21 protein-coding genes are annotated in these 21,219 nt (G+C 72.5%); 13 read left to right on the forward strand and 8 right to left on the reverse strand.

The features are described 5' to 3' along the window. Position 1: 1 nt before the first annotated feature. On the forward strand, positions 2–631 hold the full coding sequence (locus tag ACZ63F_RS41935; protein ID WP_469719216.1) for a TetR/AcrR family transcriptional regulator: 630 nt from the start codon (positions 2–4) through the stop codon (positions 629–631). A 47-nt stretch (positions 632–678) separates the two neighbouring features. Continuing rightward, positions 679–2,352: an FAD-binding dehydrogenase gene (locus ACZ63F_RS41940; protein WP_469719218.1), complete on the forward strand. Its 1,674-nt coding sequence runs from the start codon at positions 679–681 to the stop codon at positions 2,350–2,352. A gap of 151 nt (positions 2,353–2,503) precedes the next feature. Here the strand turns inward: ACZ63F_RS41940 and ACZ63F_RS41945 are convergent, their stop codons facing one another. Next, entirely contained in the window at positions 2,504–2,851 is a 348-nt protein-coding gene (locus ACZ63F_RS41945) for a DUF488 domain-containing protein (protein ID WP_382724575.1), read from the reverse strand. A gap of 166 nt (positions 2,852–3,017) precedes the next feature. Between ACZ63F_RS41945 and ACZ63F_RS41950 the strand changes: the two genes are divergently transcribed. The 4 genes from ACZ63F_RS41950 (at position 3,018) to ACZ63F_RS41965 (ending at position 7,857) form a co-directional block, all read left to right on the forward strand. After that, on the forward strand, positions 3,018–4,421 hold the full coding sequence (locus ACZ63F_RS41950; RefSeq protein WP_469719220.1) for a M1 family metallopeptidase: 1,404 nt from the start codon (positions 3,018–3,020) through the stop codon (positions 4,419–4,421). Between the two features lie 109 nt (positions 4,422–4,530). Further along, on the forward strand, positions 4,531–5,274 hold the full coding sequence (locus tag ACZ63F_RS41955) for a hypothetical protein (protein ID WP_469719222.1): 744 nt from the start codon (positions 4,531–4,533) through the stop codon (positions 5,272–5,274). A 19-nt stretch (positions 5,275–5,293) separates the two neighbouring features. Continuing rightward, a complete protein-coding gene (locus ACZ63F_RS41960) occupies positions 5,294–5,995 on the forward strand; it encodes a response regulator transcription factor (protein ID WP_352364709.1) in 702 nt (233 codons plus the stop codon). Further along, on the forward strand, positions 5,992–7,857 hold the full coding sequence (locus tag ACZ63F_RS41965; RefSeq protein ID WP_469719224.1) for a HAMP domain-containing sensor histidine kinase: 1,866 nt from the start codon (positions 5,992–5,994) through the stop codon (positions 7,855–7,857). The genes ACZ63F_RS41960 and ACZ63F_RS41965 overlap by 4 nt, the downstream gene beginning before the upstream one ends. On the opposite strand, the gene ACZ63F_RS41970 is transcribed toward ACZ63F_RS41965, so the two are convergent. Both ACZ63F_RS41970 and ACZ63F_RS41975 read right to left on the reverse strand, forming a co-directional pair. Next, a complete protein-coding gene (locus ACZ63F_RS41970) occupies positions 7,850–8,104 on the reverse strand; it encodes a WhiB family transcriptional regulator (protein WP_469719226.1) in 255 nt (84 codons plus the stop codon). The genes ACZ63F_RS41965 and ACZ63F_RS41970 overlap by 8 nt on opposite strands. Positions 8,105–8,215: 111 nt before the next feature. Next, positions 8,216–9,430, reverse strand: coding sequence for a saccharopine dehydrogenase family protein (locus ACZ63F_RS41975; protein ID WP_469719228.1), 1,215 nt, complete (start codon positions 9,428–9,430; stop codon positions 8,216–8,218). A gap of 120 nt (positions 9,431–9,550) precedes the next feature. Between ACZ63F_RS41975 and ACZ63F_RS41980 the strand changes: the two genes are divergently transcribed. Then, a complete protein-coding gene (locus ACZ63F_RS41980; protein WP_469719230.1) occupies positions 9,551–10,243 on the forward strand; it encodes a TetR/AcrR family transcriptional regulator in 693 nt (230 codons plus the stop codon). A 63-nt stretch (positions 10,244–10,306) separates the two neighbouring features. Here ACZ63F_RS41980 and ACZ63F_RS41985 read toward each other — a convergent pair whose 3' ends face one another. After that, the gene (locus ACZ63F_RS41985; protein ID WP_469719232.1) at positions 10,307–11,194 is read right to left on the reverse strand and encodes a LysR family transcriptional regulator ArgP; all 888 of its coding nucleotides are present in this window, start codon (positions 11,192–11,194) and stop codon (positions 10,307–10,309) included. 96 nt (positions 11,195–11,290) lie between these two features. Here ACZ63F_RS41985 and ACZ63F_RS41990 point away from each other — a divergent pair, with 96 nt between their 5' ends. Next, entirely contained in the window at positions 11,291–11,908 is a 618-nt protein-coding gene (locus tag ACZ63F_RS41990) for a LysE/ArgO family amino acid transporter (protein ID WP_469719234.1), read from the forward strand. 129 nt (positions 11,909–12,037) lie between these two features. Next, positions 12,038–13,342, forward strand: a complete 1,305-nt coding sequence (locus ACZ63F_RS41995) for an MFS transporter (protein ID WP_469719236.1) — start codon at positions 12,038–12,040, stop codon at positions 13,340–13,342. Positions 13,343–13,346: 4 nt separating this feature from the next. Here the strand turns inward: ACZ63F_RS41995 and ACZ63F_RS42000 are convergent, their stop codons facing one another. Beyond that, a complete protein-coding gene (locus ACZ63F_RS42000) occupies positions 13,347–13,796 on the reverse strand; it encodes a cyclic nucleotide-binding domain-containing protein (RefSeq protein ID WP_469719237.1) in 450 nt (149 codons plus the stop codon). Positions 13,797–14,194: 398 nt separating this feature from the next. Here ACZ63F_RS42000 and ACZ63F_RS42005 point away from each other — a divergent pair, with 398 nt between their 5' ends. The 3 genes from ACZ63F_RS42005 (at position 14,195) to ACZ63F_RS42015 (ending at position 16,032) form a co-directional block, all read left to right on the forward strand. Next, positions 14,195–14,608 carry an ATP-binding protein gene (locus tag ACZ63F_RS42005; protein ID WP_469719239.1) on the forward strand — a complete coding sequence of 138 codons (414 nt, stop codon included), beginning with the start codon at positions 14,195–14,197 and terminating at the stop codon, positions 14,606–14,608. A 235-nt stretch (positions 14,609–14,843) separates the two neighbouring features. Next, a complete protein-coding gene (locus ACZ63F_RS42010; protein WP_469719240.1) occupies positions 14,844–15,674 on the forward strand; it encodes a SigB/SigF/SigG family RNA polymerase sigma factor in 831 nt (276 codons plus the stop codon). A 58-nt stretch (positions 15,675–15,732) separates the two neighbouring features. Continuing rightward, positions 15,733–16,032 carry a DUF5133 domain-containing protein gene (locus ACZ63F_RS42015; protein WP_469719241.1) on the forward strand — a complete coding sequence of 100 codons (300 nt, stop codon included), beginning with the start codon at positions 15,733–15,735 and terminating at the stop codon, positions 16,030–16,032. 7 nt (positions 16,033–16,039) lie between these two features. On the opposite strand, the gene ACZ63F_RS42020 is transcribed toward ACZ63F_RS42015, so the two are convergent. Then, complete coding sequence (locus ACZ63F_RS42020; RefSeq protein ID WP_469719243.1) at positions 16,040–18,289, reverse strand: FUSC family protein; 2,250 nt, start codon at positions 18,287–18,289, stop codon at positions 16,040–16,042. Between the two features lie 16 nt (positions 18,290–18,305). Next, a complete protein-coding gene (locus tag ACZ63F_RS42025; RefSeq protein ID WP_469719245.1) occupies positions 18,306–19,682 on the reverse strand; it encodes an NAD(P)/FAD-dependent oxidoreductase in 1,377 nt (458 codons plus the stop codon). A 257-nt stretch (positions 19,683–19,939) separates the two neighbouring features. Here ACZ63F_RS42025 and ACZ63F_RS42030 point away from each other — a divergent pair, with 257 nt between their 5' ends. Beyond that, positions 19,940–20,749, forward strand: a complete 810-nt coding sequence (locus ACZ63F_RS42030) for a methyltransferase domain-containing protein (protein ID WP_469719247.1) — start codon at positions 19,940–19,942, stop codon at positions 20,747–20,749. Between the two features lie 26 nt (positions 20,750–20,775). On the opposite strand, the gene ACZ63F_RS42035 is transcribed toward ACZ63F_RS42030, so the two are convergent. Next, positions 20,776–21,210 (reverse strand): ATP-binding protein, encoded by a 435-nt coding sequence (locus ACZ63F_RS42035; protein WP_469719249.1) that lies wholly within the window; start codon positions 21,208–21,210, stop codon positions 20,776–20,778. Positions 21,211–21,219 lie beyond the last annotated feature (9 nt).

The raw sequence follows: 21,219 nt of genomic DNA on the forward strand, positions 1-21,219 counted from the left end.
CATGACAGTGGACGGCGGCACGCACCGGCGCGTGACCCGGCGGCGGGTGCAGACCCGCGCCCGGCTGCTCGACGCCGCGTTCACCGTGTTCGCGGCCAAGGGCTTCGGGCGGGTCTCCATCGAGGAGGTCTGCGAGGCCGCCGGGTTCAGCCGGGGCGCCTTCTACTCCAACTTCGCCACCCTCGACGAGCTGTTCTTCGCCCTCTACCGGGAGCGCGCCGACCTCATCGCCCAGCAGGTCGCCGACGCCCTCGCCGGCGACGGACCCGACCTGGACGTACCGGCCTCGGTGGACCGGGTCACCGACGTACTGCTCCTCGACGTGGACTGGCTGCTGGTCAAGACCGACTTCCTGGTGCACGCCGCCCGGGACCCGGCCGTCGCCGGACTCCTCCTCGACCACCGCGCCCGGCTGCGCGAGGCCGTCGCCGACCGGCTGCTGCGGGCCCGCGGCCACACGCCGATCCCCGCCGTGCTCGGCGACGTCGAGGGCGCGGCCCAGGCCGTGGTCGCCGCCTACGACGGGGTCACGGTCCAGCTGCTGCTCGACAAGGACGTGGACCGGGCCCGTGCCTGGCTGGGGCAACTGCTCACCGCGCTGCTGACCGACGGCAGCACCCGACTCGGATAAGACACCGCACACCACCCGGACAACACTCGGATCAGAAAGGCGTCGCCATGGACGCGGACGTCATCGTCGTCGGAGCCGGCCTGGCCGGCCTGGTCGCGGCGCACGAACTCACCAGCAGGGGCAGGCGCGTCGCCCTGGTCGACCAGGAGAACGCCGCGAACCTCGGCGGCCAGGCGTTCTGGTCCTTCGGCGGGCTCTTCCTCGTCGACTCGCCCGAACAGCGCCGCCTCGGCATCAAGGACTCCCTCGACCTGGCCTGGAACGACTGGCAGGGCAGCGCCCAGTTCGACCGCAAGGACGACGAGGACTCCTGGGCGGTGCGCTGGGCCCGGGCCTACGTCGAGTTCGCGGCGGGGGAGAAGCGTCCCTGGCTGCAGAGCCACGGCATCGGCCTGCTGCCGACCGTCGGCTGGGCCGAGCGCGGCGACCTGCGCGCCGACGGCCACGGCAACTCCGTGCCCCGCTTCCACGTGGCCTGGGGCACCGGCACCGGCGTGGTCGAACCCTTCGTCCGGTACGCCAGGCAGGCCGCCCGCGACGGACTGCTCACCTTCCACCACCGTCACCAGGTCGACGAACTCGTCATCGAGGACGGCGAGGCGCGCGGCGTCCGCGGCACCGTCCTCGCCCCCGACGACTCGGCGCGCGGCGTCGCCTCCAACCGCGACCGTACCGGCGACTTCGAACTCACCGCGCAGGCCGTCGTCGTCACCACCGGCGGCATCGGCGCCAACCACGACATCGTCCGCCGCTACTGGCCCGAGCGCCTCGGCACGCCCCCCGCCGAGATGGTCACCGGCGTCCCCGCCTACGTGGACGGCCGCATGCTCGACATCAGTGCCGAGGCCGGCGTCCGCCTGGTCAACCGCGACCGCATGTGGCACTACACCGAGGGCATCCAGAACTGGAACTCCATCTGGCCCGGCCACGGCATCCGCATCCTGCCCGGCCCCTCCTCCCTCTGGCTCGACGCCCTCGGCCGCCGCCTGCCCGATCCCTGCCTGCCGGGCTACGACACCCTCAGCACCCTCCGGCACCTGCGGACCACCGAGGACATCGCCGGGTACGACCACTCCTGGTTCGTCCTCACCCGCAAGATCGTCGAGAAGGAGTTCGCGCTCTCCGGCTCCGAGCAGAACCCCGACATCACCGCCAAGGACCGCAAGGCCGTGCTGCGCGACCGGCTGCTCGGCAAGGGCGCCCCCGGCCCGGTGCAGGCCTTCCTCGACCACGGCGCCGACTTCGTCACCGCGACCTCCCTGGAGCAGCTGGTCGAGAAGATGAACGGCCTCACCGGCAAGGCCCTCCTCGACGCGGCAGAGGTGCGGCGCCAGATCGTCGCCCGCGACCTGCAGATCGGCAACTCCTACAGCAAGGACTCCCAGGTCCAGGGCATCCACAACGCCCGCCGCTACATCGGCGACCGCCTCGGCCGCGTCGCCGCCCCGCACCGCATCCTCGACCCCGCCGCAGGACCGCTGATCGGCGTCAAACTGCACGTCCTCACCCGCAAGACCCTCGGCGGCATCCAGACCGACCTGGACTCCCGAGCCCTCGGCACCGACGGGCAGCCGATCGGCGGGCTCTACGCGGCCGGCGAGGTGGCCGGCTTCGGCGGCGGCGGCGTGCACGGCTACAACGCGCTGGAGGGCACGTTCCTCGGCGGCTGCCTGTTCTCGGGGCGGGCGGCGGGGCGCGCGGCGGCGAAGCAGACTGCGTGAGCGGTGTGTCGGAAGTGCCGTGGGGTGCCGTCTGCTGTCTTGCGTCTGCGGCGCCGTTGTGGCTGGTCGCGCAGTTCCTCCCCCAGCCTTCGGCCGGGGGCCCCCAGCGCCCCTCGGGGCGCTGCCGAACCGCAGCGGATTCGACACCGGCTCAGTCGGCCAGGAGCCGCGCCAGCACGGTGGCGTGGCTCTCGGCCGGGGTCTTGGACGCGGTGAGCAGGGTCACCGGCCCCTCGTGCACCGACTTCCGCAGGCCGTCGAGGAGTTCGGCGGCCTCGGGAGCGGCCAGCTCCGCCTCGTAACGGTGCACGAACTCCTCGTACGAACCGCCCGCGTGGAACCAGCGGCGCAGTTCGTCCGACGGTGTCAGCCCCTTGGGCCACTCGTCCACGTGCGCGACCTCCTTGGACAGCCCGCGCGGCCAGAGCCGGTCCACCAGGACGCGCACCCCGTCCGCCGGCTCGGGCGACTCATAGATCCTGCGCACGCGCACGCTCACGGTCGATGCACCCTTCGGCTCGCTGACGGTGCCGTGAGCGTAGACGGCGGCCCCGGCCCACGGGCTGCCGACGCGGCGCAGCTTGACCAGAATGAGGGGGAAAGGCGGACCCCCGCGCGCCTAGTCTGTGGGCCATTGATCATCGGCCACCCCCCAAGGAGTCCATGTGCAGGGCGCAAGCAGACGTACCGCAGTCCTCCGCCGCGAGGCCGTCCTCGGCACCGTCCCGATCGCCGTGGCGGCCCTGCTCGCCGCCGCCGGAACGGCCTCGGCGAGCACGGTCGGCGCGGCGGGCGCGGGCGACCCCTACTTCCCGCTCAGCGGCAACGGCGGCTACCACGTCAGCCACTACGACCTGACGCTCCGCTACGACACCTCCTCCCGGCACCTCGACGGCAAGGCGGTGCTCACCGCCCGCGCCACCGAGAAGCTGACCCGCTTCGACCTCGACCTCAGCGGCCTGAAGGTGACCCGGGTGACCGTCGACGGCCGGACCGCCCGTTTCAGCCGCAGCGGACAGGAACTCGTCGTCACACCGGCGCGTGCGCTGGCGAAGGGGTGCGGCTTCCGGGTCACCGTGGCGTACAACGGCACGCCCAAGCAGGTCACCGACCCCGACGGCTCGGCCGACGGCTGGATCCGCACCGACGACGGCGCGTTCGTCGCCGGGGAGCCGCAGGGCGCGATGACCTGGTTCCCGGCCAACAGCCACCCGAAGGACAAGTCGTCGTACGACTTCACGATCACCGTCCCCAAGGGGCGCACCGCCGTCGCCAACGGCGTCCTCCTCGGACAGCACACCTCCGGCGGCCGCACGACCTTCCGGTGGCGGCAGACCGAGCCGATGGCCGCGTACCTCGCGACCGCCACCGTCGGCAAGTTCAAGGTGCAGCAGTACACCACCCGGGACGGGATCAAGGTGTACAACGCGGTCGACCCGCGCGAGGCGAGCGCGTCGGCGGCCGTGCTGAAGAAGCTGCCGTCGGTGCTGGAGTGGGAGAGCAAGCTGTTCGGGCCCTACCCGTTCCGGTCCGCCGGGTCGATAGTCGACCACGCGCCGGACGTCGGGTACGCGCTGGAGACGCAGGGGCGGCCGGTCTACGACTCGGCGCCGGACCTGAGCACGCTCGTGCACGAGAACGCCCACCAGTGGTTCGGCGACTCCGTCTCCCTCACCGCCTGGAAGGACATCTGGCTCAACGAGGGCTTCGCCACGTACGCCGAGTGGCTGTACAGCGAGCAGCACGGGGGCGACAGCGCGCAGAAGAGCTTCGACGCGCTGTACGCGAAGCCGGCGAACGACGAGCTGTGGGCGTATCCGCCGGGGGATCCGGGGAGCGGGAAGAACATCTTCGGCGAGCCGGTGTACGCCCGGGGCGCGATGGCTCTGCACGAGCTGCGGAAGGCGGTCGGGGACCCGGTGTTCTTCCGGATTCTGCGGGCGTGGGCCGCGGAGCACCGGTACGGGCACGGGACCACCGCGGAGTTCGTGAAGCTCGCCGAGGCGGAGGCGGGGAAGGACCTCGGTTCCCTGTTCCGGACGTGGCTGTACAAGAAGGGCAAGCCGTAGCAGTCGTTCGGGTGACGGCCGGTGGGAGCTTGTCGCGGAGTTCCCCCCGCCCCTGAAGGGGCACTGAAAGCTGACGAGTTTCTTACATTCGTCGGCCAAGGTCGGTCTCATGATCCATCGCAGAACAGCTGTCGCCCTCCTCTCCGCCTCCCCCCTCCTGCTCTCCGGGTGCGGGGGCGGCGCCGAGGCCGCGCCGAGCCGGTCGGGCGACGACCGGCCGGCGACGGGGACGGCTTCCCCCACACCCGAGAGCAACAGCCCGCGGCCGAGCGGCATATCCGGACTCGGGCCGAGGACCATGGCCGCGATACCCGGGCGGGCGGAGCAGGTCGTGGTCGCGTCCGGGCGCGGCGAGGACTCCCCGCTCTCCACCGTCGTCCTGTACGAACGTGACGACGACGTCTGGCAGCCCGGCGCCTCCTGGCCCGCGCACAACGGCAGGGACGGCTGGAGCGAGCACCACATGGCGGGGGACCTGCGCTCGCCCGTCGGCGTGTACGGGCTCACCGACGCCGGGGGCCTGCTCGCCGACCCGGGGAGCAGGCTGCCGTACCACCAGTCCTACGGCTTCACCTCGCCCGGTACCGGGTTCGAGGGCGAGCCGCTGGAAGGCTCCTTCGACTATGTGATCGCCATCAACTACAACCGCGAGCCGGGCACTTCACCGCTCGACTGGACCCGGCCGATGGGTGCGAAGCGGGGCGGTGGCGTCTGGCTGCACGTCGACCACGGCGGCCCCACGCACGCCTGTGTCAGTGTCGCCAAGGCGCACATGAAGGAGTTGCTGCGCACCCTCGACCCGGCACGGCATCCGGTGGTCGTCATGGGGCACGCCGCCTGGCTCGCCCGGTAGAGGGCTAGGGTTCGAACTCGTGTGTGCGCATGTGCTGGTCGCCGAGGACGACGAGATGCAGGCCGAGCTGATCCGGAGATCGCTGCTCGCCGAGGGGCACAGCGCGACCGTGGTCCACGACGGGGCCGCCGCGCTGGACGCGGCCCGGCGGCTCGGCCCCGACCTGGTCGTCCTCGACCTGATGCTCCCGGTCATCGACGGCTTCGGCGTCTGCCGGGTGCTGCGCGGCGGCGACCCGGAGATCCCGGTGCTGATGCTCACGGCCCGCTCCGACGAGGACGACGTGCTGCTCGGCCTGGAACTGGGTGCCGACGACTACATGACCAAGCCGTACAGCCCGCGCGAGCTGATGGCCCGGATCCGGACGATCCTGCGGCGCAGCGGACGGGCCGCCCCCGTCCGGGAGGAGGAACCCGCGGTGACCGCCGCCGGGATCAGCGTCGATCCCGTGCGGCACGCGGTGCGCTGCGACGGGGAGCCGGTGGAGGTGACCCCGGCCGAGTTCCAGATCCTGCTCGCCATGGCCGGGGAACCCGACCGGGTCTTCACCCGACGGCAGTTGCTGCAGTGCACCCGGGGCTTCGACCGGTCCTCCACCGAACGGGCCGTCGACGTCCACGTGATGAACCTGCGCCGGAAGATCGAGGCCGATCCCCGGCGGCCGGTACGGCTGGTGACCGTGTTCGGCGTCGGCTACAAGCTGAGCGGCAGGCGGCCGTGAAGCCGCCCCGGATACCGTGGCGCAAACGGCTGCTGGTCCGGCTGCTGTTCACCTCGGTGCTGATCGCCGTCTGCTCCGTTGCCGCCACCGCCTGGCTCGCCGTGACGACCACCACCAGCGCGCTGGAGGAGGAACAGGGGCAGGACCTGGCCGCCGACAACAAGATCCTCGCCGAGCTCAGCGGGTACGCGGCGGACCACCCCGACTGGAGCGGAGTCCAGGGCACCGTGCGGGCGCTGGCCGCGAAGACCGGCCGCCGGATCGCGCTGACCACCGCCGACCGCACGCTGATCGCCGACTCGGCGTCCCACGACACCCCGCTGCCCCCTCGGCCCGCGGCCGCCGTGGACCCGCTGCACACCGACACATACACCGAGTTCGGCGCCCAGCTCAGCGGCATCGACCCGCGCGCGGTCGGCCCGTTCCGGCTCACCGCGAGCGAGCGCGAGAAGATGGACCTGGTCGCGGAGAAGCAGAAGTCCTGCTTCGACCGGTTCAGCTCCGGCACCAGCGTCCAGCACACCCCGAGCGGGCGGCCCTACCTGGTCGTCGAGGACGGCACGGACACCTCCTCCTACTACAAGTTCGACTGCGGCGGCTTCGGCATGACCGCGGGCACCGGCCGCGACTCGGCGCTCGACTACCCGACCGCCACCGAGACGAAGGCCCTCACCGCGCTGACCGGCCTGGCCCGCGCCTGCCTCCAGGCCAAGGACATGGACCTGGGCGGCAAGCTCTCCCTCACCTACGACAGCACCGGGCGCAACCCGGTCTCCGGCCCCTTCCTCATCACCAAGAAGGATCCCGGACGACGACAGATGGACCAGATCGCGAAGAACTGCGTCCTCAACGCCCGGCGCACCCAGCTCGAACCGTACGTCGCCCCGGCCGCCGAACTCTTCCTCGGCATCGGCGACCAGACCGCACCCCGATTCGACATGTCCCGGACCAACAAGGCGAAGATCGTCGGCGCGGCCGGTCTGGTCCTCGCCGTCACGGTCGCCGTCACCGCCGTCGTCGCCACGCGCCTGGTACGGCCGCTGCGCGCGCTGACCGCCGCCGCGCAGCAGCCGCCCGAACTGCACGCCCGGGCACCGGTGCGCACCCGGGACGAGACCGGGCTGCTGGCCCAGGCGTTCAACGACCTCACCGAACGCCGGGAACGCCTGGAGGAACAGCGCAGAGCGATGGTCAGCGACATCGCCCACGAACTGCGCAGCCCCCTCACCAACATCCGCGGCTGGCTGGAGGTCACCCGGGACGGCCTCGTCGACCCCGACCCGGCCCTGCTCGGCTCCCTGCACGAGGAGGCGCTGGTCCTGCAGCGGATCATCGACGACCTCCAGGACCTGGCCGCCGCCGACGCCGGCACCCTGCGCGTGCACCGCGAACCGGTGCGCGCCGCCGACCTGGTCGACCAGGCCGCCGCCGCCCACCGCGTCGCCGCCGACGGAGCCGGGGTCACCCTGCTGACCGACACCGACGCCACCGCCTGGCTCGACGCCGACCCGGTGCGGATGCGGCAGGCCCTCGGCAACCTGGTCTCCAACGCGATCCGGCACACCCCCGCCGACGGCACGGTGACCCTGTCCGCCCGCCGGGCCGGCGACGACGTCGTCCTCACCGTCACCGACACGGGGCCGGGCATCGCCGCCGACGATCTCCCGCACGTCTTCGAGCGGTTCTGGCGTGCGGAGAAGTCCCGCAGCCGCCGCACCGGAGGCAGCGGCCTCGGCCTGCCGATCGTGCGCCATCTGCTCGCCGCCCACGACGGCACCGCCGAGGCGCGCAGCGAACCCGGCAAGGGCGCCGAGTTCACCCTGCGGCTGCCGGCCGCACCGGCCCCGGCCGACGTCAGCTGAACCGGCGCTCCGCCCGCTGCCGGCGGCGGGCCAGCAGCCGGCGTTCCGCCTCGGTGGTACCGCCCCAGATACCGATCGCCTGCCCGGACTCCATCGCCCAGTTCAGACAGGATTCCTGCACCGGGCAGCGCTCGCAGACCGCTTTCGCGCGCCGGGTCTGATGCAAGGACGGGCCGGTGGTGCCGATCGGGAAGAAGAGGTCGGGGTCCTCGTTCCGGCACTCGGCGTGGTCTCGCCAGTCGTCCATCGATGTCACCTGCGATCCAAGTCGATTCTGCCGTTCGTGTGGGTTGCTCGGGTCCGGGTCACCGGTCCGGGCGCGGCTGAAACGGCCAAGTCCCGCAGGATTCGCGGGCGGTCACTGCTCGCGCAGGCCCCAGGGGGAGCCGTATTCGGTCAGCAGGTCGAGGAACGGGCGGGCCGGGAACGCCTCCGGGCCGAGGACGCCCGAGCCCGACCACGCGCCGGTGGCCAGGAGTTCGAGGGCGACGACCGGGTTGAGGGCCGTCTGCCACACCACGGCCTGACAACCGTACTCCGCCATGGACCACTCGTTGTCGACAACGTGGTAGAGATACACCTCCCGCGGCTGTCCGTCCTTCACCCCGCGCACCCAGGTGCCCGCGCAGGTCCTGCCGCGCATGCGCTCGCCGAGCGTCGCAGGATCCGGCAGCGACGCGGCGACCACGTCGCGGGGCGAGACCGCGACCGGCCCGTCCGCGCCGGGCACGGTCACCGGCTCGGTACGGTCCAGGCCCAGCAGGTGCAGCGTCTTCAGCGTCTCGATGAACTGGTTTCCCAGCCCGTACTTGAAGGTGACCCGCCGCGCGTCCACCCAGCGCGGCACCAGCAGCACCTCCTCGTGTTCGACGTTCACGCACTCGACCGGCCCGATCCCGTCCGGGAAGTCGAACACCTCGGGCTCGCTGAACGGCGCGGTGGTGAACCAGCCGCGCTCCCGCTCGTACACGACGGGCGGGTTGAGGCACTCCTCGATGGTGGTCCAGATGCTGAAGGAGGGCGCGAAGTCGTAGCCGTCCACGGTCAGGTTCGCGCCGTCGCGGATGCCGATCTCCTCGATCCGGTCGAAGAGCTCGTCGGCCGCGTACCGGGCGAACACGTCCGAAAGACCGGGCTCCACCCCCATCCCGACCAGCGCCAGGGCTCCCGCCTGCTCCCACTCCCCGGCCAGCGCGAACTGCTCGTCGCCCAGCTTGACCCCGCACTCCTCGTACGGCAGTTCGGGATGGGGCCGGGACAGGGACATCGCCATGTCGAGGTAGTCCGTGCCGGCCTTGCGGGCGGCCCGGAACAGGGGCATGACGAAGCGCGGGTCGGTGGCGTTGAGCAGCACGTCGCAGCCGTACCGGGCCAGCAGGGCGGCCACGGCCGCCTCGTCACCGGCGTCGACGCGTTCGGCGCGGAACCGGTCGTCGCCGACGGCCGCCACCGCCGCCTCGGCGCGGGCCCGGTCGTAGTCGGCGACCACCATCAGGTCGAAGAACGGCCGCCGGGCCGCGATCCGGGTGACGGCGGTGCCCACACCACCGGCTCCCACGAGCAGTACACGCATGCCGGAATCTCCTTCTCGGACAGAGAGCTTCGTCGGGTACGGGGCGCCTTGGCCGGAATCAAACGCCCGGCCGTCGCGTAAGGTCAATGGCGTTGGCATAAGAACGCAAGGGAGTGGGCGATGCCCAAAACGGTCGTACCGGAGGACAAGCGGCGCAGGCGCCGTCCCACCCGCGGCGGCACGGTGCTCTCCGAGCGGCTGATCGTGCAGACCGCGCTGCGGCTGCTGCGTGAGCACGGCAGCGCCGGCCTGACCGCCCGCCGCCTCGGGCTGGCCCTCGACTGCGACCCCAGCACCCTGTACCGCTACTTCCGGGGCATGGACGACCTGACCCTGGCGATCGGTGACGCCCTCATCGGCGAGGCGCTGGCCGGCTGGACCCCGACGGGGGAGTGGCGGAGGGATCTGCGGACCATCGGCCTGCGCATCCACGCGCAGTACGTCGCCCACCCGCAGGCCGCCCTGCTGACGACGAACCGCGTGACCGGCCGGGCCCACGAACTGGCCGCCGACGAGGCCGTCCTGGACATCCTGCGCACGGCAGGCTTCTCACTGCCCGACACCGTCCGCATCTACCACGCCTTCATCGACCAGACCCTCGCCTTCGCCGCCCTCGACGCGGCCTCCCTCACCCTCCCGAAGGACTCCCAGCGCGCCGACGAGGACAAATGGCACTCCACCTACGCCCACCTCCCGGACACGACCCACCCACGCATCGCGGAGGCGTCCCGGCTGCTGGCGAAACGCATGGTGACGAGCGCATACCCAACGGCCCTGGACATGCTCCTGGACAGCGCCGAACGGTCCTTGTGACCGCCCCCTGGGGAGGAACTGCGCGACAAGCCCCCATGCACCCGCACTACCCCGGCCCGCCCCTCACGGCTGGCGCAACACACCCCGCGCCGTCCGCAGAACCGCCTCCGCCACCGCCCCCAGGGCCGGCGAGTCCAGCTTCCACTGCTGCCAGAACAACGGCACGTCGACCCACAGCTCCCGCCGCTCACCCAGCCGCACCAACCGTCCCTCCCGCAACCGCGGCACTGCCTGCGGCTCCGGCACCATCCCCCACCCCAGCCCTTCCGTCACCGCGTCCACGAACCCCTCGGACGTCGGCACGTAGTGCCGCAGCGCACTCGCCCCCGCACCGCCCAGCCCCCGTACGAACCCGTCCTGGAAGTCGTCGACCCGGTCGAACACGACCACCGGCGCCCCGGCCAGCGCCTCCGCCGGCGCCCCCGCCAGACGCATCGCCGCGAACTCCGGCGCCGCCACGGGCAGGTACCGCATCCGCCCCAGCGCCCGCACCGAACACCCGGGCACGGCATCCGCCGACGAGGTCACCGCCGCCATCACCAGCCCCTCCCGCAGCAGCGCGGCCGTATGGTCCTCGTCCTCCCGCCGCAGCTCGACGTAGACGCCCGGCAACCCGGTCAGCGCCGGCAGGAACCACGTCGCCAGCGAGTCCGCGTTCACCGCGACCGACACCCGGGTCGGCTCCCCGGCGCCGCTCATGCCCAGCTCGCCGCGCGCGTCCCGCTCCAGCCGCGCCAGCTGCCGGGCGAACCGGACCAGCACCTCACCCGACTCCGTCGGCCGCACCGGCTTGGACCGTTGCAGCAGCACCCGCCCGGTGCGCTGCTCCAGCGCCTTCACCCGCTGGCTGACCGCCGACGGCGTCACATGCAGGGCCGCGGCCGCCGCGTCGAACGTGCCCTCGTCCACCACCGCCAGCAGTGTCCGCACCTGGTCGAGCGGAAGCTCCACCGTCCTACTCCCGTCTTCTCCCACCTTCAGCTGTGTTAATGGTACGTAAAAATCTTTAGCTGTACGCGCAGTGATCGCTTCCGTAGCGTCGAGGGCATGTCCAGCTCTCTCGCAGCCGCTGCCGCCGGTTTCGGCAGCGGCCTCTCGCTCATCGTCGCCATCGGTGCCCAGAACGCCTTCGTACTGCGTCAGGGCATCCGCCGTGACGCGGTCCTCGTGGTCGTCGGTATCTGCGCGCTCTCCGACGCCGCCCTCATCTCGCTCGGCGTCGGCGGGGTGGGCGCGATCGTCGTGGCCTGGCCGGGCGCGGTACGGGCGGTCGGGCTGATCGGCGGCGCCTTCCTGCTCTGCTACGGCGCCCTGGCCGCCCGCCGGGTCCTGCGTCCCGGCACCGGCGGCCTGCGCACCGACGGCGAGGCGGCCGGGTCCCGGCGGCGGGCGGTGCTCACCTGCCTCGCCATGACCTGGCTCAACCCGCACGTGTACCTGGACACCGTGTTCCTGCTCGGCTCCCTCGCCGCCGACCGGGGCGACCTGCGCTGGACCTTCGGCCTCGGGGCCGCCCTCGCCAGCCTCTGCTGGTTCACCGCCCTCGGCTTCGGTGCCCGGCTGCTCGGCCGGTACCTCGCGGGGCCCGCCGCCTGGCGGGTGCTGGACGGGCTGGTGGCGGTGACCATGATCGGGCTCGGCCTGATGCTGGCGGCCGGATCCTGAGGCGCCCGGATCCCCGCGGTGCCGCATCCTGAGACAACCGGTTCGGCAGCCGTCGAAGTTGCTGCGATAGTGAACCTGCAACAGAAAAGATGTAGCGGGCATCGAGAAGAGCAGGACACCAGGAACTCCGTGGACACCAGCGAGAGCGGCACCCAGTCCGACATACAGACTCCCCACGACACCACGGCCGCCCCGCCCCGGAGCGGCTGGCGGCGCTGGGCGATGGACACCCGCCCGCTGCGCATCCCGGCCTACCGCAGGCTGTGGACGTCGACCATCGTCACCTCGGTCGGCAGCCAGCTGACCGCCGTCGCCGTGCCCAAGCAGATCTTCGACATCACCGGGTCGTCCGCCTGGGTCGGCGCGGCCAGCCTCGCCGGCCTGCTGCCGCTGATCGTGTTCGCGCTGTGGGGCGGGGCGGTCGCCGACACCATGGACCGCCGCAGGCTCCTGCTGATCACCAACATCGGTATCGGCGTGACCTCGCTGCTGTTCTTCGTGCAGGCGGCCACCGGGATGAAGTCCGTGGCCGCGCTGATGGTGCTGCTCGCGATGCAGCAGGCGTTCTGGGGGCTGAACGCGCCCGCCCGTACCGCGTCCATCGCGCGGCTGGTCCCCGAGGCCCAGCTGCCCGCGGCGAACGCCCTCGGGTCGACCGTCATGCAGACCGGGCAGGTCGTGGGTCCGCTGCTCGCGGGTGCCCTGATCCCCGTCATCGGGCTGCCCGACCTGTACCTGATCGACGCGCTGGCGCTGTGCGTGACGGTGTGGGCGGTCTACCGGCTGCCCGCGCTGCCGCCGCTCGCGGGTGCGACGGCGCGCCGGGCCGGGGTGCGCGAGATCGTGGCGGGCTTCCGGTACATCTCCATGCACAAGGTGCTGCTGCTGTCGTTCCTCGCGGACATCATCGCGATGGTCTTCGGCATGCCCCGCGCCCTGTTCCCGCAGCTCGCCGCGCAGACCTACGCCCCCTACGGCGAGGGGCTCGCGCTCGGCCTGCTGTTCGCCGCGATCCCGGTCGGCGCGGTCCTCGGCGGGCTCTTCTCGGGCACCTTCTCGCGGGCCCGCCGGCACGGCCTGATGGTGATCGGCGCGGTGGTCGGCTGGGGAGCCGCCGTCGCCGGGTTCGGGCTGAGCCGCAACCTCTGGATCGCCGTGGCCTTCCTGGCCGCCGCCGGGGTCGCCGACATGGTCTCGATGGTCTTCCGCGGCGCGATCCTGCTGTCCGCGGCGACCGACGAGATGCGGGGCCGGATGCAGGGCGTGTTCACCGTGGTGGTCGCGGGCGGCCCGCGCCTGGCCGACGTGCTGCACGGCACCGCGGGCTCGGTCTTCGGACCGCGGGCGGCGGTCGCGGGCGGCGGGCTGCTGGTGGTCGCGGTGATGCTGGCGCTCGCGGCCGCGGTCCCGGCCCTGCGCCGCTACCGCGTCTGACCGGCTAGGCGGGCCGTCGCCCGACGTAGGCGTCGAGCAGCTTGCCACGGGTGGCCTCCAGCCGGCCGGCGAGGATCTCGGCGACGGTCCGCACCAGCGACAGGCCCAGCAACGGGTCCTCCACGCACACCGCGAGCACCGCCGAGGCGTCGTACTCGTAGGCCCGCACCCGGCTGAAGGCCACCGCCCCGAAGTCCCAGGTGTACGGCGGGAACAGCCAGGACCAGCCGAGCAGGTCGCCGGCGCCCAGGGTGGCGACGGTGACCCGCTTGTGCGACGTCACCTCCTGGTCCAGGTTGACCGCGCCCGAGCGGATCACCCAGAACCGGTCGGCGGTGCCGCCGGCCTCGAAGATCCTGGAGTCCTCGGGGAAGGAGACCTCGTGAGCCAGTTCCATGAGGCGCTCGCGCTGAGCCTGGGGCAGGGCGGTGAGCAGTTTGATGGCTTTGGTCATGGCACGGGACTCCTCGCCGGCGAGGGTACGGGGTGCTTTCCCTACGCCCATTTCAGCCGCTGCCGCCCCGCCAGGCACCTCGAGGAAGGTGAGAATCGCCGTCGGGGACCGGTGCGGACATGAAAAAGCCCTGGCTGGACGGGGGAGGCCAGCCAGGGCCGTCAGAGGTGGCGCGGGAGGACCTGCTGTCAACTCCTCGACCACTTATGGATGAACGGTAAACCATCCAGAGCGATTTCGCGTAACCGTGAACAGGGTACGTGACCCGTTTCACTTTGGGGAGCCCCTTGTCGCCACCCAACGGGTTTGACCGCGCACGGACCGGTGAGCCGAAAAGAAGAGCCCCGTAAGGACGGGACCGAGCCAACCCACCGGTCCACCACCCAGGGAGCGAAGGGATGTACGACAAGTACCGGACCGAGTCGACCATGGCACCACCCGAGCCCCGTCGGCCGCCGCTGCGGCCGGCCGACGCCCGCAGAGCGGTACGCGGCGCGGTCGCCGCCGTGCCGTGCCCCGCCGAAGCCCTCGACGACGCCCTGCTCGTCACCTCGGAGCTGACCACCAACGCGATCCTGCACGGCGGCGGGATCACCGGCTTCGCCGTCGACGTCGAGGGGTGCGCGCTACGGGTGTCCGTCAGCGACCGCAGCGACGATGTACCGGTGGCCGAACGGGCCGTCGACGAACGGCACCGGTGGCGGGCCGGCGGCCGGGGCTGGCCCATCGTGTGCCGGCTGGCCCGGGACGTCGAGGTCGCCGGACTGCCCTGCGGAGGCAAGCGGATCACCGCGGTCGTGCCCCTGAGCTGACCCCGTGGACGAACCGGTTCCGGCAACCCTGTTTGGGTCCGGATCGAAGGGGCAGGCGGAGTGTCGTGCTTCGGACCGGAGGCGCGCGCCAGCGGGAGCAGTCCTACGACAGCCCCCGGGCCCGTGGAGCGGTCCGGTGGTGCTTCCGCGGCAACCCTGACATCGCAGTTCGGGCCCAGTCCCGGAACCACGTTCCGGCGACGCCCTGAAACCCACAGTTCAGGAGCGAATCCGCATGCCCACCGACTTGCCGACCAGCCCTTCCCGCACGCCCGAGACCACCCGCACGGCGCCCCGCCGGACCCACGACGACGCCCCCGACACGGCGGCCCTCTTCGCCCGCCTCGCCCTGCTGGACGACGGCCCCGAGCGGGACGTCCTGCGCGACGAGCTGGTCGCCGCCTGGCTGCCGATGGCGCACCGTATCGCCGGCCGTTTCCGCGACCGCGGCGAGTCCGTCGAGGACCTGCGCCAGGTCGCGGCCCTGGGCCTGGTCAAGGCCGTCGACCGCTACGACCCCTCGCGCGGCGCGTTCGAGAGCTACGCGGTGCCCACCATCACCGGCGAGGTCAAGCGGCACTTCCGCGACCGGATGTGGGCGCTGCGCGTCCCGCGCCGGGTGCAGGAACTGCGCAACCGGGTACGGGTGGCCCGCCGCGAACTCACCCAGAACCCGGGCTCCGCCGAGCCCACGGTCGCCGAACTCGCCGCCCACACCGGGCTGACCGAGGACGAGGTCAGCGCCGGGATGGAGGCTCTGGAGAGCTTCAGCACCCTGTCGCTGGACGCCGAACTCTCCGCCGGCGAGGACGGCTACAGCCTCGCCGACACCCTCGGCGAGGCCGACGGCTCCTACGACGTCGTCGTGGACCGCGAGGCGGCCAAGGAAGGACTGCGCCGGCTGCCCGAACGGGAGCGGGCCATCCTCTACATGCGCTTCTTCGAGGACATGACCCAGAGCCGGATCGCCGACAAGCTCGGCATCTCCCAGATGCACGTCTCCCGGCTCATCAGCCGCAGCTGCGCCCGCGTCCGCGCCGAGGCGCTGGGCCGGAACGCCGAATGACCCCCACGATCCCCATGGCCGCCGTGGAACCACTTCCGACCGACCGAGGAGTGAAGCCGTGCTGACGCCCCACCCCGCCACACTGCGCCGGCTCGTGGACGACTACGAGCGTGCACGCACCGCGGAGACGGCACCGGGCCCCGAAGCGGGCGACCTGGCCTACACGCTCTGCGTGATCACCGGAACCCGCGACATCGCAGCGGCTCTGGCCAAGGCCCGCCACCTCCTGGCCGCCGACGCGACGGCCGGCCTGCCACCCGTCACCATCCCCGCCGCGCCCACTGCCGCGGTGCCGGCCGCGGAGGTCGTGAGGGACGCGCGCGACCGCGCGTCCGTCCCCCTCGCGGTGGCGGAGTGACCCCGCGTCAGGGGCCGGGCTGCCGGACGGGGACACCCAGGGGACGGGCCAGGCCCGTCACCGACTCGTCCAGGCGCTGGAGGTGGCGCAGCACGCGGTCGGTCACCCTGCCGTAGCGCGGGGCGCGGAGCGTGCCCGGTTCCAGCGTCGAGGCGATGCTGGGGCCGGTCTCGATGCGTGCGTCCGACCCGGCGTCGGCGACATGGGCGGCGATCGCCTCGATGTTGCGCACGATCCGCCGTCCCGCCCCGCGCAGCCGTGGATCCGCCGCGATGGCCGGATGGGTGGGCAGCAGCTCCGCCGTGGCCGCCAGCGACCGGGCGTGGTAGGCGCAGGTCTCCAGGAGCGCCACCACATAGCGGGCGGTGTCCCGGCGGGAGCGCAGCGGGGTGATCGGATGGGTCAGCGGCTGAACGGCCCCGGCCAGATCGGCCAGCGCCTGGTCCAGGGCACGGGCCTTCTCCACCAGGTCGACCGGCGGCGCCCCGGCCAGCTGGTCGGCGGCGGCCCGGGTCACGTCGGCCAGCCGGTCCAGCGTCGTCACGAGCAGGTCGTCGGTACGGCGGTCGGTGTGCACCGGCAGCACCACCGCGGCCGCGATCACGCCGCACACCGCACCGAGCGCCGTCTCCGCCACCCGCAGCACCAGGACGTCCAGGCTGTAGGTGTTGAGCAGCGTGTACAGCAGACCCAGCATCGCCGTCACGAAGAACGACATGAGGGTGTACGACACCGGCGCCGAGTAGAACATCGCGAAGATGAAGAGCAGCACCAGCCCGAACGCCGTCCAGGTGTGGTGCCCGACCAGTCCCGCGAGCAGGATGCCCGCCACCACGCCGAGCACCGTGCCGAGCAGCCGGCGGTAGCCCTTGACCAGGATCTCGCCCGTGGACGCGGTGTTGAGGAACACGATCCAGCAGGTCAGCACCGCCCAGTACCAGCGCTGCGCGGACAGGAACTCGCCGCCCACGACGGCCAGCGACGAGCCGACCGCCACCTGCACCGCCGCCCGCGTGGTGGGCCGGCGCAGCCCGGTCGCCTCCACGGTCTCCCCGTCGGCCTCCCCGACGCCCTCGATGGCCGCGTCCTCGGCGTCCAGTTCCTCCCGGGACCGGGAGGTGGCCGGGGTGTCGTCCGACTCGTCCTGTGGCCCGTCCAGGGCGATCCGCAGGCCCAGCACCGCCCGCCCGGCCTCGCCGATGCCCCGGAAGACGTCCTGGACGGCGGGAGGGGCGGCCGGCAGGTTCTCCCCCTCGCGGTAGCCGAGCAGCCGGTTGCGGAGCGCGGCCAGCGCGGTCCCCCTCCCGGGGCCGCCCGGCCGCAGCACCAGCAGCCGCAACGCCTCCAGATCCAGCCGCAGCCGCTCCATCGCCTCGTCCCGCACCGGCTCCCCGAGGGCCGACGACAGCGGAGCACCGGGCAGATGGAGGGTGAGCGTGTCCGCCCGCTCGGTGCCGCGCGCGGTGAGCAGCAGCAGCCCGAGCCGCTCGGCGGCGATCTCCGCGTCCGCGATCCGGCGCTGCACCAGCCTCGCCACCGCCTCGTCGGAGGTGCCGTCCGTGAGCCGCCCCTGGATCAGCAGCGCCGTCTCGTGCAGCCGGGCGGTCCTGACCCGGACCTCCTCCACCGCCTTGTCCAGCTCGTCCGGTCCGGCGTCGAGCAGCTCGGCCTGTGCGGAAACCAGCTGGGCCAGCCGGGCCCGGAAAGCCCGCCGCAGCCGGTCCAGAATGCCCGCGGCGGTCTCCCGGACCAGCACGAAACGCGCCACGGCGGCACAGCCGAACGCCACCGTGATCGTGAGGTACAGGCCGGGCAGCGCGGCCTCGGTCGCGTGCACGAACAGCGAGGCGAAGTAGATCTGGAAGCCGATCAGTCCCAGCGCCGTGCCCCGGTCACCGAAGCGGCGGCTGTAGACCGCGCAGAAGATGAGCGCCACGAAGAACAGGTCGCCCGCCACCACCCGCGCGTTGAGCAGCGCGCCCAGCGACATCGAGGCGAGCGCCACCGGCAGGCCGAGCGCGAGCGTGACGGCCTGCCCCGGCCGCCCCTTCTCCCGGATCGCGAAGGTGGCCACCATCGCCGTGATGGCCCCGGCGACCAGATGGGTCACGCCGGTCCGCAGCGCCGCCAGCACGGCGAGCGTGAGCGCGATCGACGTGACCGTGCGCAGACCGGCGGTGAACCGGAGCAGGCCGGGGTCGGCCGCCGACAGCCGCCCCCGGAACTCCGCCCACGCCGACCGCCCCGCCGTGCTCACTCCGCCGCGCTCTGCGTCACGCCGGCGAACTGCCGGGGTCCTCGAGTCCCTCGGCGCGCGCCCGCACCTGCTCGGGCGTCAGATAGGTGTCCGTGTACTCGAAGTCCTTGAGCCGGGCCGGCTTGCGGGACTGGAAGCCCGTGCGCACGAAATCGTCGCCGGCCAGCGCGTTCAGCAGCCAGTTGGTGGCCACCCGGGTCTTGGCCACGTTGGTGCGCAGCGCCGACCAGTGGTAGCCGCGGGCCACCGCCTGGGCGGGCAGACCGCGCAGCTCGATGCCGAGCGGCTTGGAGACCGCGTCCTTGCCGCCGAGGTCCACCACAAGTCCCAGGTCCTTGTGCACGTACGGGCGGAGCGCCTGGCCGCGCAGCGCCGCGATGACGTTGTCGGCGACCACCTTGCCCTGCCGCATGGCGTGCTGCGCGGTCGGCGGGCAGACCGCGCCCGGCTCGTCCTTCGCCTTGTCCGGTACGGCCGCCGCGTCGCCGAGCGCGAACACCCCGTCGTGGCCGGGCAGGGTCATCTCTGCGGTGACCGCGAGCCGCCCCCGTACCGTCTGCGCGCCCATGGTGGCGATCAGCGGGCTGGCGACCACCCCGGCCGTCCAGATCAGCGTGTGGGTGGGCACCACCCGCCCGTCGGTGAAGGTGACCTCCTCGGCACCGGCCTTCTCGATCGACACCCCGAGGGAGACGTCCACGCCGCGGCGGCGCAGCACCTCCTGGGCGCTGCGGCCGAGCTTGTCGCCGAGCTCCGGCATCAGCTTCGGCGCGATGTCGATCAGGTGCCACTTGATCAGCTTCGGGTCCAGGTTCGGGTAGCGGTTCAGGGCCGCGTGCGTGAGCTTCTGCAGACAGGCCGCGGTCTCGGTGCCCGCGTAGCCGCCGCCGACCACCACGAACTGCAGCCGCGCGGCGCGTTCGGCCGGGTCGTCGCTGGCGTCGGCGAGATCGAGCTGGGCGATGACGTGGTCGCGGATGTAGGCGGCCTCGGCGAGGGTCTTCATCCCGAACGCGTGGTCGGTCAGGCCGGGGATGTCGAAGGTGCGGGTGACGCTGCCCGGGGCCAGCACGATGTAGTCGTACCGCTCGTTGACGAGCTGGTCGGTTATGGTGCGGACGACGCACACCTTGGACTTCAGGTCCACCCCGATGGCGCCGCCCGGGATGATCCGGGTGCGGTACCGCTTGCTGCGGCGCAGCGAGACGGCGATCGACTGGGGCGTCAGCACCCCCGAGGCGACCTGTGGCAGCAGGGGGAGATAGAGCTGGTAGGAGGTCGGCGAGACGAGGGTGATGTCGGCCTCGTCGGGGGACAGTTTCCGCTCCAGGCGGCGCACGCACCCCACTCCGGCGAAGCCTGCGCCCACCACCAGGATCCTGGGTCGTGTCACGGTGTTTCCCTTTCCGCTGCTCCAGGCCGTACGGCTCGACGCCGTCCGCGTGCCCAGGAACGCTTGCTTCGCACCACATCGATCCCACCGTGCCCGACGCCGTTCCGCCAGCCGGGCGGAGCAGGCAGACGAACGCGTGGGCTCCAGCATGCCCCTGGATCGCAGGGAGAAACCGGCTGTCGCACAGATATGCGCCGGACTTCCGTCCGGTCAAAGGCCGTCCCGCGGCGATCAGATACGCCAGTAGAGTGCCCGCCATGGCGCAGACCCAGCCCGGAACGGGCTTCCAGAAGCGGCACATCGACCCCGATCGCGTCGCCCCGCTGGTGGCCGCCCTGGACTCCCAGGACGCCAACCCGGGGGTACGGCGGCTCCGTGTGTGGGCCGAGGAGGCACTGGCGGTGCGGCCCGGCGAACGGCTCCTCGACGTCGGATCCGGCACCGGCTCGCAGACGCGGGCCCTGGCCGCAGCCCTCGGCCCGGACGGCGTCGCCGTCGGCGTGGAGGTCAACCCGAGTCTGCGCGCGGTCGCCGAGGAGCGGTCCGTCGACAGCAGGGCCCGCTTCCTGCAGGGCGAGGCGGAGGCGCTGCCCGTGCCGGACGGGTCGATGGACGTCGTGTGGTGCGAGCGGGTCCTCCAGCACCTCCACGAGCCCGACCGGGCGATCGCCGAGATGGCCAGGGTGCTGCGCCCCGGCGGCCGGGTGGCCCTGCTCGACACCGACTGGGGGACCACCCTCCTGCACCCCGGCGAACCGGCGGTGGTACGCGCCCTGACCGGGGCCGCACTCAACGGCGCCAACCCCTACTCCGGGCGCCGTCTGGTCGGCCAGCTGAGCGCGGCCGGGTTCGTGGTGGACGACCGCGGGTCGCAGGCCCTGCTCCAGGACCACGACTCGGTCGCCTGGCCGCTGATCCGCATGCTCGCCGAGGCCGCCGTGCGCACCGGCGCCGTCACCGTGGAGCAGCGGGACACCCTGTACGCCGATCTCGCCGAGGCGGCCGAGCGGGGCGCGGTGCACATGTCGGTGACGATGTTCGGGGTGGTAGCGCACCGGCCCGGGTGACCGCACCCGCCCGCACCGGGCCGTCCTCACCAGGGCAGGAAGGCGTGGACGTCCTTGCCGTCCGCGGTGACGACCACGCTGACCTGGTCGCACAGCGTGTGCAGCAGGTGCCAGCCGACGCCGCCCCCGCCCCCGTCCGGGTGGAAGGGCCGCGGCTCGGGCCGGACCTGGCTGGAGTCGTGCATCGTGACGTGGACCCCGTCGTACGTGCGGCGCATCCGCAGCTCGAAGGGGCCCGGCGCGTACTGGACGACGTTGGCGGCCAGCTCCGTCACGACCAGCAGGATGTCGTTCCAGCAGTCCGGATGCGTGGGCGGCGAGGTGCGGGCGAGACCGGCCAGGTAGCCGTCGGCGGCGAGCCGCGCACCGGTCACATCGCTCAGCCGACCCGGGAAGGGGACCGTGTATCCGTCGGTCTCCTGCGCGGATCGTCCGTCGTCCCGCCGTGGTCCGGTCCCCATCTCGTCTCT

It is taken from the genome of Streptomyces sp. NPDC104761 (assembly GCF_055583445.1).